The 13,344-nt window shown below is 72.8% G+C and carries 16 protein-coding genes; 8 read left to right on the top strand and 8 right to left on the bottom strand.

All coding sequences use genetic code 11. The features are described 5' to 3' along the window. The first annotated feature begins 23 nt into the window (after positions 1–23). Genes nadA through ASD18_RS11005 form a run of 3 tightly spaced genes read left to right on the top strand, consistent with a single transcriptional unit; the run spans position 24 to position 2,402 of the window. Positions 24–1,214: a quinolinate synthase NadA gene (nadA, locus tag ASD18_RS11015; protein ID WP_056090584.1), complete on the top strand. Its 1,191-nt coding sequence runs from the start codon at positions 24–26 to the stop codon at positions 1,212–1,214. A gap of 2 nt (positions 1,215–1,216) precedes the next feature. Then, positions 1,217–1,816 (top strand): DJ-1/PfpI family protein, encoded by a 600-nt coding sequence (locus tag ASD18_RS11010; RefSeq protein ID WP_056090580.1) that lies wholly within the window; start codon positions 1,217–1,219, stop codon positions 1,814–1,816. Positions 1,817–1,865: 49 nt separating this feature from the next. Then, positions 1,866–2,402 (top strand): thioesterase family protein, encoded by a 537-nt coding sequence (locus ASD18_RS11005; protein WP_056090577.1) that lies wholly within the window; start codon positions 1,866–1,868, stop codon positions 2,400–2,402. Positions 2,403–2,405: 3 nt separating this feature from the next. On the opposite strand, the gene ASD18_RS11000 is transcribed toward ASD18_RS11005, so the two are convergent. Continuing rightward, positions 2,406–3,791 (bottom strand): dipeptidase, encoded by a 1,386-nt coding sequence (locus ASD18_RS11000; protein ID WP_369817284.1) that lies wholly within the window; start codon positions 3,789–3,791, stop codon positions 2,406–2,408. A 26-nt stretch (positions 3,792–3,817) separates the two neighbouring features. Between ASD18_RS11000 and ASD18_RS10995 the strand changes: the two genes are divergently transcribed. Then, positions 3,818–4,396 (top strand): DUF3043 domain-containing protein, encoded by a 579-nt coding sequence (locus tag ASD18_RS10995; RefSeq protein WP_056090570.1) that lies wholly within the window; start codon positions 3,818–3,820, stop codon positions 4,394–4,396. 21 nt (positions 4,397–4,417) lie between these two features. Continuing rightward, entirely contained in the window at positions 4,418–5,428 is a 1,011-nt protein-coding gene (locus ASD18_RS10990; RefSeq protein WP_056090567.1) for an aldo/keto reductase family protein, read from the top strand. Positions 5,429–5,464: 36 nt separating this feature from the next. Here ASD18_RS10990 and ASD18_RS21050 read toward each other — a convergent pair whose 3' ends face one another. Continuing rightward, positions 5,465–6,100: a YitT family protein gene (locus ASD18_RS21050; RefSeq protein WP_056090565.1), complete on the bottom strand. Its 636-nt coding sequence runs from the start codon at positions 6,098–6,100 to the stop codon at positions 5,465–5,467. A gap of 32 nt (positions 6,101–6,132) precedes the next feature. Beyond that, entirely contained in the window at positions 6,133–6,267 is a 135-nt protein-coding gene (locus ASD18_RS21685) for a hypothetical protein (RefSeq protein WP_255355441.1), read from the bottom strand. Positions 6,268–6,329: 62 nt separating this feature from the next. Here ASD18_RS21685 and ASD18_RS10980 point away from each other — a divergent pair, with 62 nt between their 5' ends. Then, positions 6,330–7,790 (top strand): PLP-dependent aminotransferase family protein, encoded by a 1,461-nt coding sequence (locus ASD18_RS10980; RefSeq protein ID WP_056090562.1) that lies wholly within the window; start codon positions 6,330–6,332, stop codon positions 7,788–7,790. A 6-nt stretch (positions 7,791–7,796) separates the two neighbouring features. Here the strand turns inward: ASD18_RS10980 and ASD18_RS10975 are convergent, their stop codons facing one another. From ASD18_RS10975 to ASD18_RS10960, 4 genes are read right to left on the bottom strand one after another with little or no spacing between them, the layout of a single operon-like run. Then, positions 7,797–8,009, bottom strand: coding sequence for a hypothetical protein (locus ASD18_RS10975; protein WP_056090559.1), 213 nt, complete (start codon positions 8,007–8,009; stop codon positions 7,797–7,799). Continuing rightward, a complete protein-coding gene (locus ASD18_RS10970; protein WP_056090556.1) occupies positions 8,009–9,073 on the bottom strand; it encodes a quinone-dependent dihydroorotate dehydrogenase in 1,065 nt (354 codons plus the stop codon). Before ASD18_RS10970 ends, ASD18_RS10975 begins: the two co-directional genes overlap by 1 nt. A 5-nt stretch (positions 9,074–9,078) precedes the next feature. Further along, positions 9,079–9,513 (bottom strand): hypothetical protein, encoded by a 435-nt coding sequence (locus ASD18_RS10965; protein ID WP_056090553.1) that lies wholly within the window; start codon positions 9,511–9,513, stop codon positions 9,079–9,081. After that, the gene (locus ASD18_RS10960) at positions 9,510–9,869 is read right to left on the bottom strand and encodes a hypothetical protein (RefSeq protein ID WP_056090550.1); all 360 of its coding nucleotides are present in this window, start codon (positions 9,867–9,869) and stop codon (positions 9,510–9,512) included. Before ASD18_RS10960 ends, ASD18_RS10965 begins: the two co-directional genes overlap by 4 nt. 58 nt (positions 9,870–9,927) lie before the next feature. Between ASD18_RS10960 and ASD18_RS10955 the strand changes: the two genes are divergently transcribed. Continuing rightward, complete coding sequence (locus ASD18_RS10955; protein ID WP_056090547.1) at positions 9,928–11,412, top strand: leucyl aminopeptidase; 1,485 nt, start codon at positions 9,928–9,930, stop codon at positions 11,410–11,412. Here the strand turns inward: ASD18_RS10955 and ASD18_RS10950 are convergent. Then, positions 11,409–11,747: a hypothetical protein gene (locus tag ASD18_RS10950; protein WP_056090544.1), complete on the bottom strand. Its 339-nt coding sequence runs from the start codon at positions 11,745–11,747 to the stop codon at positions 11,409–11,411. The two genes, ASD18_RS10955 and ASD18_RS10950, sit on opposite strands and share 4 nt — an antisense overlap. Before the next feature lie 189 nt (positions 11,748–11,936). On the opposite strand from ASD18_RS10950, the gene lpdA reads away from it, so the two are divergent. After that, positions 11,937–13,322, top strand: a complete 1,386-nt coding sequence (gene lpdA, locus ASD18_RS10945) for a dihydrolipoyl dehydrogenase (protein ID WP_082573768.1) — start codon at positions 11,937–11,939, stop codon at positions 13,320–13,322. Positions 13,323–13,344 lie beyond the last annotated feature (22 nt).

Here is a 13,344-nt window from a genome sequence, read left to right as displayed (position 1 = left end):
GCCCCGTGTGGGAAGATCGCGGCGTGAGCGTGAGCACCTTCTCCGAGCCGGCTCCGTCGGCCCTCCTGCTGCTGGGACGCGGCGTCGATCTCGACTCCGAGCGTGGCGTCGAGTGCGTCGGCGGCCTGCCCGCGCCGAGCGACCCCGACCTCGTCGAGCGCGCCCGCGCGGCCCGTGCCGCGCTCGGGAGCCGCGCCTTCGTCCTCGGGCACCACTACCAGCGCGACGAGGTCATCGAGTTCGCCGACGTCACGGGCGACTCGTTCAAGCTCGCGCGCGAGGCGGCCGCCCGGCCCGAGGCCGAGTTCATCATCTTCTGCGGCGTGCACTTCATGGCCGAGTCCGCGGACATCCTCACGTCCGACCAGCAGCAGGTGATCCTCCCGGACCTCGCGGCGGGCTGCTCGATGGCGGACATGGCGGCCATCGACCAGGTCGAGGACGCGTGGGACGTGCTGATCGACGCCGGCGTCGCCGAGTCGACCGTGCCCGTGACCTACATGAACTCCGCGGCGTCGATCAAGGCGTTCACCGGTCGGCACGGCGGGACCATCTGCACGTCGTCCAACGCGCACGTCGCGCTGCGGTGGGCGTTCGACAAGGTCGGTGGCGTGGCCGGCACCGGCAAGGTGCTGTTCATGCCGGACCAGCACCTCGGCCGCAACACCGCGGTGCAGCAGCTGGGTCTCTCGCTGGACGACTGCGTGGTGTTCGACCCGCGGAAGCCGGGCGGCGGTCTGACCACGCAGCAGCTGCGCGACGCGCGCATGATCCTGTGGCGCGGCCATTGCTCGGTGCACGGCCGGTTCTCGGTCCGGAACGTCACGGACATGCGGGCGGCGGTCCCCGACGTGACGGTGATCGTGCACCCGGAGTGCCAGCACGAGGTGGTCCTCGCGGCGGACCTGGTCGGCTCGACCGAGTACATCGTCAAGGCGCTCGATGCCGCCGCTCCGGGGAGCTCCTGGGCGGTCGGTACCGAGCTCAACCTGGTGCGTCGCCTCGCGGCCGCCCACCCGGACAAGAACATCCACTACCTCGACTCCACGGTGTGCTTCTGCTCGACCATGAACCGGATCGACCTGCCGCACCTGGTGTGGGCGATGGAGTCGCTCGTGGCCGGTCGCGCGGTCAACCGGATCGTCGTGGACGCCGACGACGCCCACTGGGCACGCGTGGCGCTCGACCAGATGCTCGCGCTGCCGGGCTACTGAGCATGCCGACCGGGCACCACCTGCGGGTGGGCATCTTCGTGTTCGACGACGCCGAGGAGCTGGACGTCGTCGGCCCGTACGAGGTCCTGTCCGCCTGGGCGAACGTCTCCGAGCTGCGGCCGGAGGTGGTGACGTTCTCGCTGGACGGCAGCGGGATCCGCTGCGCCAAGGGGCTCAGGCTCGTCCCGGACACCGGCGCGGACGACGTCGGCCCGCTGCACGTCCTGGTGTACCCGGGGGGCTTCGGCACCCGGGCGCTCCTGCGTGAGGCCGCTCATCTCGAGTGGGTGCGCTCGATGCGCACCAGCACCGCACTCATGACCAGCGTCTGCACCGGAGCGCTCGTCTACGCGGCCGCGGGACTGCTCTCGGGCCGCCCGGCGACCACGCACTGGAGCGCGTTCGACGAGCTCGCCGTGATCGACCCCAGCGTGCTGCTGGACACCGAGGCCCGGTTCGTCGACGACGGTGACGTGGTCACGTCGGCCGGCGTGTCCGCGGGGATCGACATGGCGCTGCACCTGGTCGCCCGGCTGGAGTCGGTGGACGTCGCGCGTGCCGTGCGCCGCGAGATCCAGTACGACCCCGAGCCGCCGGTCTGACCGGGATCCCCCGTTCCCGTCGTACCTACTCGCGGGTAACATCCCCCGGATGACCCGGATGATCCAGCTCGCCCTGGCCACCACCCGCCCCCGTCGTGCCGTCCCGGGGCAGGGTCTGTTCGACCCGTCGATCACGCGCCTGCGGGTGCGCCTCGGCGACCTCGACTTCTACCGGCACGTCAACAACGGCGTGTACCTGCAGATGATGGACGTGGCGCGCAGCAACTTCCTCGCCGACCTCGGCGCGTTCCCGCTGCTCAACGGGCGCGGCTGGTACCCCGTCGTCGCCTCGTCGACCGTGTCCTACCGTCGCTCGCTGACCCTCGGCCAGCGGTTCGAGATCAGCACCCGGCTGCTCGGCTGGGACCCCCGGTGCGCGTACCTCGAGCAGACGTTCACGCGCCGCGGCGAGCACGTGGCCCGCGGCGTGATCGCCGGACGGTTCCTCGCCCGGGACGGGTCCCGCGTGCCGGCCCCGGACGTGATCGACCTGCTGGGCACGCACGACGGCCCGTCGCCCGAGCTGCCCCCGGAGGTGCAGGCGTGGGCCGAGGCCGTCGGCGTGGCCCACCGCGAGCCCGCCTGACCCTCAGCGGGCGGCGAGCCGCTCCAGCAGCAGCGCCTCGGCCAGCACGACCTTCTCCAGCTCCCCCAGGTGCACCGACTCGTTGGCGCCGTGGGCCCGGGAGTCGGGGTCCTCGACGCCGGTGACCAGGATCGCCGCGTCGGGGTAGACCTCCAGCAGGTCCGCGATGAACGGGATGGACCCGCCCACGCCGATGTCCACCGGCTCGGTCCCCCACGACTGCGCGAACGCCCAGCGTGCGGCCTGCATCGCGGTGGAGTCGGCGGGCGCCTGGAAGGGCTTGCCCTTCTCGCCGTCGGTCACGGTGACCCGTGCGCCGAAGGGGGCGTGACCCTCCAGGTGGGCGCGCAGGGCGGCCATCGCCTCCGCGGGGTCCTGCCCGGGCGCGATGCGGACCGAGAGCTTGGCCGACGCCCGCGGCGTGATCGTGTTCGAGGCGCTGGCGACGCGGGGGGCGTCGAAGCCGATGACGCCGATCGCCGGCCGCGTCCACAGCCGGGCGGTGATCGGTCCCGTGCCGGCCAGCCGCACCCCGTCGAGCACGCTGGTGTCGGCGCGGAACGCCGCCTCGTCGTAGTCCACCGTCGGGTCCGGCGCATGCACGAGACCCTCGACCGCGACGTCGCCGTCGTCGTCGTGCAGCGTCGCGATCAGGCGGGCGAGCAGCGTCGGCGCGTCGAGGACCGGGCCGCCGAACAAGCCGGAGTGGATGGCGTGCTCGAGCACGGCGACCTCGACCACGCAGTCGACCAGGCCGCGCAGCGACGTGGTCAGGCCCGGCACCCCGACGGCCCAGTTGGAGGAGTCGGCGACGACGATGACGTCCGCCTCGAGCAGGTCGCGGTGGGTGTGCAGGAAGCTCGCGAACGTCGGCGAGCCGATCTCCTCCTCGCCCTCGATGAAGACGGTCACGCCCACGCCCAGCTCGTCGCCGAGCACGCGCAGCGCGCCGACGTGCGCGATGACACCGGCCTTGTCGTCGGCAGCGCCCCGCCCGAACAGGCGTCCGCCGCGCTCGGTCGGCTCGAACGGCGGGCTGTCCCAGTCGGCGTCGTCGCCGGGCGGCTGCACGTCGTGGTGGGCGTACAGCAGGACGGTCGGCGCACCGTCGGGGGCGGGTCGGCGGCCGACGACCGCGGGCGCGCCTCCGGGGACGGTGAGCACCTGGACGTCGTCGATGCCCGCCCCGCGCAGGAGCGCCACGACGGCGTCGGCGCTCGCGGCGACGTGCGCCTGGTCGAACTCGGCGTTGGACACGCTCGGGATCCGGACGAGGTCCTCGAGATCGGCGCGCAGTGCGCCGAACGCGGACGCGGTCCTGGACCGCAGGGCGTCCGTGCGGTCGCCGGGCAGGACGGAGGACAGGGGGGCAGCGTCGGTCACGGACAGGCACGCTACTCGACTACCCTGGCGGGGTGTTCGGACGCAGCAACGACCCCCAGCCCGTGACTCCCGCCCTGACGGAGAGCACCCCGCCCTCGGACGCGGGCAAGGGCCGTCCGACGCCGAAGCGCAAGGTCTCCGAGGCCGCGAACAAGCGCCCGCTGGTGGCTCCGACCACCAAGAAGGCCAGCCGCGAGCAGGCCAAGGCGCAGCGCGACATCGAGTACCGCGCGATGCAGACCGGCGACGAGCGCAACATGCCGCTCAAGGACCGCGGGCCCGTGCGGCGGTACATCCGCGACTCCGTGGACGCCCGCTGGAACCTCGGCGAGTTCTTCCTGCCGGTGGCGGCGGTCTTCCTGGTCATCCAGTTCGCGCTCGCCAAGACCGGGTTCGCGGTGTTCGCCATCCTGGCCCTGTACGTCTACATCATCGCTGCCGTGATCGACGGCTGGCTGATGTGGCGCGGCCTGAAGAAGCGGCTCGTGGCCAAGTTCGGGATCGAGCAGCTGCCCCGGGGCGCCGCCATGTACGCCGTCCTGCGCGCGTTCCAGATCCGGCCGTCGCGCATGCCCAAGCCGCAGGTCAAGCACGGCCAGCGACCCGTCTGACGCCGCCGTAGGGTGGCGGCCATGGTTTCCTACCGCTACCTGGGCCGTTCCGGCCTGAAGATCACCGAGATCACCTACGGCAACTGGCTCACGCACGGCTCGCAGGTGGAGAACGACACCGCGAAGGCCTGCGTGCGCGCCGCGCTCGACGCGGGCATCACCAGCTTCGACACCGCCGACGTCTACGCCAACACCAAGGCCGAGACCGTGCTGGGCGAGGCCCTGAAGGGCGAGCGGCGCCAGTCGCTCGAGATCTTCACCAAGGTGTACTGGCCCACCGGCCCCGGCGGTGCCAACGACAGCGGGCTGTCGCGCAAACACATCCTCGAGTCGATCGACGGCTCGCTGCAGCGCCTGCAGACCGACTACGTGGACCTGTACCAGGCGCACCGGTACGACGAGTCGACGCCGCTCGAGGAGACGATGCAGGCGTTCGCCGACGTCGTCCGTGCGGGCAAGGCGCTCTACATCGGAGTCTCCGAGTGGACCGCCGACCAGATCCGGGCCGGGCACGCGCTGGCCCAGGACCTCGGCGTCCAGCTCATCTCGAACCAGCCGCAGTACTCCGCGCTGTGGCGGGTCATCGAGGGCGAGGTCGTCCCCACGTCCGCCGAGCTCGGCGTCTCGCAGATCGTCTGGTCCCCGGTCGCGCAGGGCGTCCTCACCGGCAAGTACAAGCCGGGTCAGGCGCCGCCCGCCGGGTCGCGCGCGACCGACGACAAGGGCGGGGCGCGGATGATCGGGCGCTTCCTCGAGAAGCCGGACGTGCTGCAGCGCGTGCAGGACCTCACGCCCGTGGCCGACGAGCTTGGCCTGTCGCTGGCGCAGCTGGCCGTGGCGTGGGTGCTGCAGAACGCGAACGTCGCCGCCGCGATCATCGGCGCGTCGCGTCCGGAGCAGGTCACCGAGAACGTCAAGGCGTCCGGCGTGACCATCCCCGCGGAGCTGCTGGCGCGGATCGACACGATCCTGGGCGACTCGGTGGTCTCCGACCCCGCCGAGACCGCGAAGAACGCACCGCCCGCCCGCTGACCGACGAGCCGGCCCTGGAGCCCTTCCGGGGCCGGCTCAGACGGCGACGGGCTCCTCGACGGGGACCTCGGCCACCGTCAGCCACGCCAGGAACACGTGCACGAGCGGGCCGATCGCCAGCGCGTACGCGAGCGTGGCGAACCCGACCGTCCCGCCGAGCAGCCAGCCGACCGCCACGACGGCGACCTCGATGGTCGTCCGGACCAGCCGGACGGAGCGCCCGGTCCGGCGCACGAGCCCGGTCATGAGGCCGTCGCGCGGACCCGGGCCGAGGCGCGCGCCGACGTAGAGGCCGGTGGCCAGCCCGTTCAGGAGGATCCCGCCGGCCGCAAGCGCGATGCGGACCCCCATCGCGTCGGGCAGCACGCCGAGCAGAGCCAGGAACGGGTCCACGAGCACGCTGATGACGATCACGTTCGCGACGGTGCCGACACCCGGGCGCTGGCGCAGCGGGATCCAGCACGCCAGGACCACCAGGCCGACGAGCAGCGTGACCGTGCCGAACGACAGGTCGGTGTGCCGGACGATCCCCTGGGTGAGAACGTCCCACGGCATGCTGCCCAGGCCGGCGTCGACGAGCATCGCGATCGACAGGGCGTAGAGGACGAGCCCGATCAGCAGCTGCACGCCTCGACGCACGGGACGCGCGCCAGGAGCGATCCAGGACGGCACCGCGCGAGCATACGTGCGCCCCTGACGGAGGCTCACGGGCGTCCCTCGAACCAGTCGGCGTGCGACGCGGGCGGGGGCCGGTGGCCCAGCCCGTCGCGGCGGACGACGACGGCGAGGCTGACGACGAGACCGGCAAGGACGATCAGCGCGGGTATCCACATGCTCATAGTCATCAAGAATGGGCACAAGTGGCTGTTCTTCCCATAGCCACTTGAGGCATAGTGGCCTCATGTCGTCCCTCGAGCTGCCTGCTGACCGCCGAATCAGTGGCCACCGCCTCGGCACCGTGCTCGGCGCGTGGCAGCGGCCAGGTCCGGCTTACCTGGCCCTGGCGGATGCCGTGCGCGCCGCGATCCTGTCCGGCACGGTGCCGCTCAGCACCCGGCTGCCCAGCGAACGGGAGCTCGCCGACGCCGCTGGTGTGTCCCGCACGACCACCACCGCCACCTACGGCCTGCTCCGCGACGAGGGGTACCTGGTGAGCCGCCGCGGCTCGGGCACGGTGACCACCCTGCCGTCCGGCCCGGGAGCACGGGTGTCGATGGCGGAGTCGGTGAGCGACGAGCCCGGCATCGTCGACCTCGCGATGGCGGCGCCGTCGGCCCCGTCCTCGCTGCACGGCGCGTACCTCGCCGCGCTCGACGCGCTCCCCCGCCACCTGGCCGGCACCGGCTACTCACCCCAGGGGCTGCTGGTCCTGCGGGAGGCGATCGCGCACTGGTACACGCAGCGCGGCACGCCGACGACGCCCGACCAGCTGCTGGTGACCACCGGCGCCCAGCAGGCCATCCACCTGCTGGTCAACGCCCACGCGGGTCCCGGGGACCGCGTGGTCGTCGAGCACCCCACCTACCCGCACGCGATCGACGTGGTGCGGGCCGCGGGCGCCCGACCGGTGCCGGTGCCCTCCGGCGGGACCGGCCTCGACATCGACCTCCTCGAGTCGACGCTCCGCCAGGTGGCGCCGCGGCTGGTCTACCTGATCCCCGCGCACCGCAACCCCACGGGCACGAGCCTGAGCGACGAGGACCGCGCCCGCGTGCGCGCGCTCGCCCGCCGGTACCGCACGGCGATCGTCGGCGATGAGGTGCTGGCGGAGCTGACCATGGACGGCCCGACGCCCGGGTCGTTCGCGGGCGACGGGACGGCCGCCGCCTACGTGGTCTCGATCGGCTCGGCGTCGAAGAGCTTCTGGGGCGGTCTCCGCGTCGGCTGGGTCCGCGCGCACCCCGACCTGGTCGCCCGGCTCGCGGCGTCCCGGGCGCACGTCGACATCGGGACTCCCGCGCTCGAGCAGCTGGTGGTCGCCGAGCTCCTGGCGCACTCCGACGACCTGCTGGCTCGCCGACGCGACGCGCTGCGGGACCGTCGCGACCTGCTCGTCGGCCTGCTGCTGGACCAGCTTCCGTCGTGGCAGTTCGAGGTCCCCGCGGGTGGCCTGTCGCTCTGGGCCGACCTCGGTGCACCCGTGTCGAGCGCGCTCGCCGCGATCTCCACCCGGCACGGCGTGCGAGTGGTGCCCGGGACCGCGTTCGGGGTGGACGGCAGCTTCGAGCGGAACCTGCGGCTGCCGTTCAGCGCGTCGGCCGACGACCTGCGGCGCGCGGTGGCCGGGCTCGCCGACGCGTGGGCGGGGCTGGGCGTGACCGAGCCTGTCGCGGGACCCGCTCGGGTCCACGCGATGGTGTGAGCGCGGTCAGATCAGCGGGAGCGTGATCGTCGGGGTCGCCTGGCTGCCCTCGTGCAGCAGGTGCACCGCCTGGACGCCCTGGGCGGCCAGCGTGCGCCAGTGCTCACCCAGCCACTGCTCGGCGTCGTACTGGGTGGTGAAGACCGGGCTGACGGGCCGGTCGAGCACAGCGCCGCCCGCGCCGTCGAAGCGCCACTCCCACTGCGGCCGCAGGACCATCAGGCGACCGCCTTCCGACGAGCGGGGACGCGGAGCGCCTCGTCCGCCGCGAGCGCCCTCGCGATCCGCGTGGCGTACGCAGGCCCCTCGTAGATGAGGCCCGTGTAGCCCTGCACGAGGGTCGCGCCGACCGCCAGGTACTCGCGCGCGTCGGCGGGGGTCGTGATGCCACCGACGCCGATGATCACCGCGTCGGGGCCGAGGCGGCTGCGCAGGCGTGCCACCACGTCGAGCCCGCGGGCCAGCACCGGCGGACCGGACAGGCCACCGGGTCCGAGGTCGTGGCCGATGGTCGTGTTGACCGCGACGATCCCGTCCAGGCCCAGCTCGGCGGCGAGCTCGGCCACCGCGTCGACGTCGTCGTCAGACAGGTCGGGGGCGATCTTCACCAGCAGCGGCACGGGAGCGAGCCCCCCGGCGGCCGTCGCCTCGTCGGCCGCCACGCGGGTGGCCTCGAGGATGGGGCGCAGTGCCTCCACCGACTGCAGGTCCCGTAGTCCGGGGGTGTTGGGCGAGGACACGTTGACCACCAGGTAGTCGGCGTACGGGGCGAGCCGTCCCGCGCTGGTCGCATAGTCGGCGGCGGCGTGCTCGGCGGGGGTCGTCTTGGTCTTCCCGATGTTCACGCCGACCACGAGCCGCCGGCCCGCCGGGGTGGCGCGCAGGCGACGGAGCCGGGCCGCCACCGCGGCGGACCCCTCGTTGTTGAAGCCCATCCGGTTGCGCAGGGCGCGCTGGTCGAGCACACGCCAGAGCCGCGGCGGCTCGTTGCCGGGCTGCGCCTGCGCGGTGACGGTCCCCACCTCCACGAACCCGAAGCCGAGCATGACCAGCCCGGCCACGCCGACCGCGTTCTTGTCGAAGCCGGCGGCCAGCCCGAACCGGGAGGGGAACCGGCGGCCCCACACCTCGACGGATCCGTGGTCGGAGGCCCGGAAGACGCGATGCACGACGTCACGCAGCAGCGGGACCTGCGCCACGACGCGGATCAACCGGAACGCGACCTCGTGCGCGCGCTCGGGGTCCATGCGCTTGAAGACGAGGTCGAACAGCAGGCGGTACACGTTTCTCACCCTAGGTCGTCGGACGCAGCCGGCACGTCGGCCGTCCGCCCGGTGCGCCACAGCCAGAGCAGCCCGAGGAACGGCAGGAGCAGCGGGACGTAGCCGTAACCCTGCCCGAACGCCGACCAGACCGTCTCGTCGGGGAAGTCGCCCACGTCCACGAGCGACAGGACGCCGACGGTCAGGACGCCGACCATCTCGATCGAGACCGCCCACCACGCGAGCGTGCGCCGGTCGGTGGCCAGCGCGATCGTCGCGACGACGTACACGAGCCCCGCGCCGAGCGACAGGAGGTACGCGACCGGTGCCTCGTCGAGCTTGGTGGCCACCTGGTAGATGCCGCGGGCCGTCGCGGCGAGCGCGAGGATCCCGTACACCGCCACGAGCAGCCGGCCGGGGCCGCTGCCCGTCCGGCGCGAGCGAGCCGTTCGGTCGGTCACACGGTCCCCCAGATCTGGAGCAGTCGGTACTCGAGGAAGGCCGCGGTCAGCGCCGCGACGAGAAGGACGACCGAGCTCCACCGCGTGCGCTCGGCGAACGCCCAGGCGGCCGCGATCGGCAGGACGAGCAGCTGCGTGAGCACGTAGCCCCACAGCAGAACCCCGTCCACGTCCGGCGACCCGGTGGCCGCGAGAACGCCCGCGACGGCGGCCTGGACGACGAGAACGCCCTCGACCACGGCCGCGCCCCACAGCTGGCGCAGGACGACCGCCCGGTCCCGGACGACGAACCAGAGGGCCCAGCCGCCGAGCGCCAGGCACAGGGCGACGACGAGCAGCGCGAGGGGGGCGATCACGATGCCCCACCGTACCGGCGACGCACGAGGGGTCAGTGCACCGACCTATCATCGAGCCGTGACCGTCTCGCTGACCTCCCAGGACCTTGCCCGCCTCGCCGTCGACGCCCTGGTCGTCGCGGTCTCCCAGCAGGACGGCGCCGCCGTCGTCCTGGGCGCCGAGCGCCTTCCCAAGGAGCTGCGCGCCCAGCTGGCCGACGCGGCCGCCCTGGGCATCACCGGTGCGGCCGACGAGGTCCGCCGCCTGCCCGGCACCGGCCTGGCCGCCACGGTCCTCGTCCTGACCGGTGTCGGCCCCGCGGACAAGGTCACCCCCGAGGTGCTCCGCCGCGCGGCCGGCGCGGCGACGCGCGAGCTCGCCGGCACCGCCCGCGTGGCGGTCGCCCTCCCCGCCGACGACGTGGCGTCGGTCGCGGCCGTCGCCGAGGGCGCCCTGCTCGGCGCCTACTCCTACACCCGCTACCGCGCGTCCGAGGCGGCCAAGCAGGCTCCCGTCGCCGCGATCCAGATCGTCACCGCCCACCCCCGCGACCACGCGGCGATCGGCGCCGTCGCCCGTGCCGAGGTGATCGCAGCCGCGGTGCACGGCACCCGCGACCTGGTGAACGCCGCACCGAACGACCTGTACCCGGCCGCGTTCGCCGAGGCGGCGAAGACGGCCGCAAAGGACTCGGGCGCCAAGGGCCTGAAGATCACCGTGCTCGACGACAAGGCGCTCGCCGCCGGTGGGTACGGCGGTCTCGTCGGGGTCGGTCAGGGCTCGGTCCGCGGCCCCCGCCTGGTCAAGGTGGCCTACTCGCCGTCGCGCGCCAAGGTGAAGGTCGCGCTCGTCGGCAAGGGCATCACGTTCGACTCCGGCGGCATCTCGATCAAGCCCGCCGCCGGCATGGAGGCCATGAAGTCCGACATGGCCGGCGCCGCCGCGGTGCTGCACACGGTCATCGCCGCCGCACGCCTCGAGCTGCCCGTCGCGGTCACCGGCTGGCTGTGCCTCGCGGAGAACATGCCGTCCGGCACCGCCCAGCGCCCGTCCGACGTGCTGACGATCCGCGGCGGCAAGACCGTCGAGGTGCTCAACACCGACGCCGAGGGACGCCTCGTGATGGCCGACGGCCTCGTGGCCGCCGTCGAGGAGAAGCCCGACGTCGTCATCGACATCGCCACCCTGACCGGGGCGCAGCTGATCGCCCTCGGCCACCGCGTGTCCGCCGTGATGGGCACCGACGACGTGCGCGGCGAGGTCGTCGCGGCGGCGCGGGCCAGCGGCGAGCAGTTCTGGCCGATGCCGCTGCCCGCCGACCTGCGCGCGGGCCTGAAGTCGAAGGTCGCGGACATCGCGAACATCAGCGACCGCTTCGGCGGCATGCTCACCGCCGGGATCTTCCTGCAGGAGTTCGTCGGGACGACGCCCTGGGCGCACCTCGACATCGCGGGGCCCGCGTACAACGAGCGGTCGGCGCACGGCTACACGCCCGTGGGCGGCACCGGCGTCGGCGTCCGGACGCTGCTCGCCCTGCTGGAGGGTCGCGCTCCGTCGGCCTAGGCGTGCTTGCGCTTGTGCGCGAGCCGCTGCCGCGAGTTCCAGTCCCGGAACCGCTGCGGGTAGCCGGTCCGCTGCACGTCGTAGACGGGGATGCCCAGGTCGCGCGCCAGGTCCCACGCCGTCTTCGGGTCCGGCACCCGGCGCCGCGTCCACTCACCGTCGGTCGCGACGAGCATCATCGTCGTCGGGGTGTCGTGGGTCTGCGGCTCCACGTAGGCCTCGACGCCGACCCGGGTCGCGACGAAGTCGCGCAGGTGCGCGACGGTCGCGGCACGCGCGTCCCGATCCGTCGGCGCGTCGGTGGCTGCCGGCTTGCGGCGCGAGAACAGGCCCATGGCGCACGAGGGTAACCTGCGAGCCTGTCGATCCGCGGGGTGTTCGCGCCGGACGGAACATCAGTCATGGGACGACTGTTCGGAGTGTCACATGGTCGTGCGTGCCGTCCAGGTCGTTCGCTGCCTGCAGGGATGACAGGATGGTCGGCAAGCTCGAGACCACCAAGTCTGCGTATGAGGAGTCTGCACGTGGCCGACACGAACGGCACCGCTTTCGACATCGTCGTCCTGGGCGGAGGCAGTGGCGGCTACGCCGCTGCTCTGCGCGCCGCACAGCTGGGGAAGTCCGTCGCCCTGGTCGAGGCCGACAAGGTGGGTGGCACCTGCCTCCACTACGGCTGCATCCCGACCAAGGCGCTGCTGCACGCGGCCGAGCTGGCGGACAACGCCCGCGACGGTGCGCACTTCGGGGTGCACTCCACGCTCGACCGGATCGACATGGCCGGGGTGAACGAGTACAAGTCCACCGTGATCGGCCGGCTCTACAAGGGCCTGCAGGGACTCATCAAGTCCCGCAAGATCACCGTCTTCGAGGGCTTCGGCAAGCTGGTCGGTCCCGACACCGTCGAGGTCAACGGCGAGCGCATCACCGGCGGGCACGTCATCGTCGCCACCGGCTCCTACGCCCGCTCGCTGCCCGGTCTGGAGATCGGCGGCCGCGTCATCACCTCCGACCAGGCCCTGCAGCTCGACTGGGTGCCCAAGTCGGCGATCATCCTCGGCGGCGGCGTCATCGGCTCGGAGTTCGCCAGCGTCTGGAAGTCCTTCGGCGCGGACGTCACGATCATCGAGGCGCTCCCCCACCTGGTCCCCAACGAGGACGAGGCGCTGTCCAAGGCGTTCGAGCGCGCGTTCCGCAAGCGCGGCATCAACTTCAACGTGGGCGTCCGGTTCTCCGGCGTGACGCAGGACGACAACGGCGTGCACGTCTCGCTCGAGGACGGCAAGACGTTCGACGCCGACCTCCTGCTGGTCGCCGTCGGCCGCGGACCGCGCACCTCCGGGGTCGGCTTCGAGGAGCAGGGCCTCACCCTCGACCGTGGCTTCGTCATCACCGACGAGCGCCTGCACACCGGCGTCGGCAACATCTACGCGGTCGGCGACATCGTCCCCGGCCTGCAGCTCGCGCACCGCGGGTTCGCGCAGGGCATCTTCGTCGCCGAGGAGATCGCGGGCCTCAAGCCCGCGGCCATCGTCGAGTCGGGCATCCCGCGCGTGACGTACTCCGACCCCGAGGTCGCCTCGGTGGGTCTCACGGAGGCGCGCGCCAAGGAGGTCCACGGCGCGGACGCGGTCGAGACGCTCGAGTACAACCTGGGCGGCAACGGCAAGAGCCAGATCCTCGGCACGCAGGGCTTCATCAAGCTCGTCCGCCAGAAGGACGGTCCCGTGGTCGGCGTGCACATGATCGGCGCGCGCGTCGGCGAGCTCATCGGCGAGGGCCAGCTCATCGTGAACTGGGAGGCCTACCCCGAGGACGTCGCCTCCCTCGTGCACGCACACCCCACGCAGAACGAGGCCCTCGGGGAGGCGCACCTCGCGCTCGCCGGCAAGCCGCTGCACGCCCACAACTGACCACACGATTCGAAGGAGACAC

The organism is Cellulomonas sp. Root137 (assembly GCF_001426725.1).
Taxonomy (GTDB): Bacteria; Actinomycetota; Actinomycetes; order Actinomycetales; family Cellulomonadaceae; genus Cellulomonas.
This window is presented reverse-complemented; position numbering and strand designations above follow the sequence as displayed.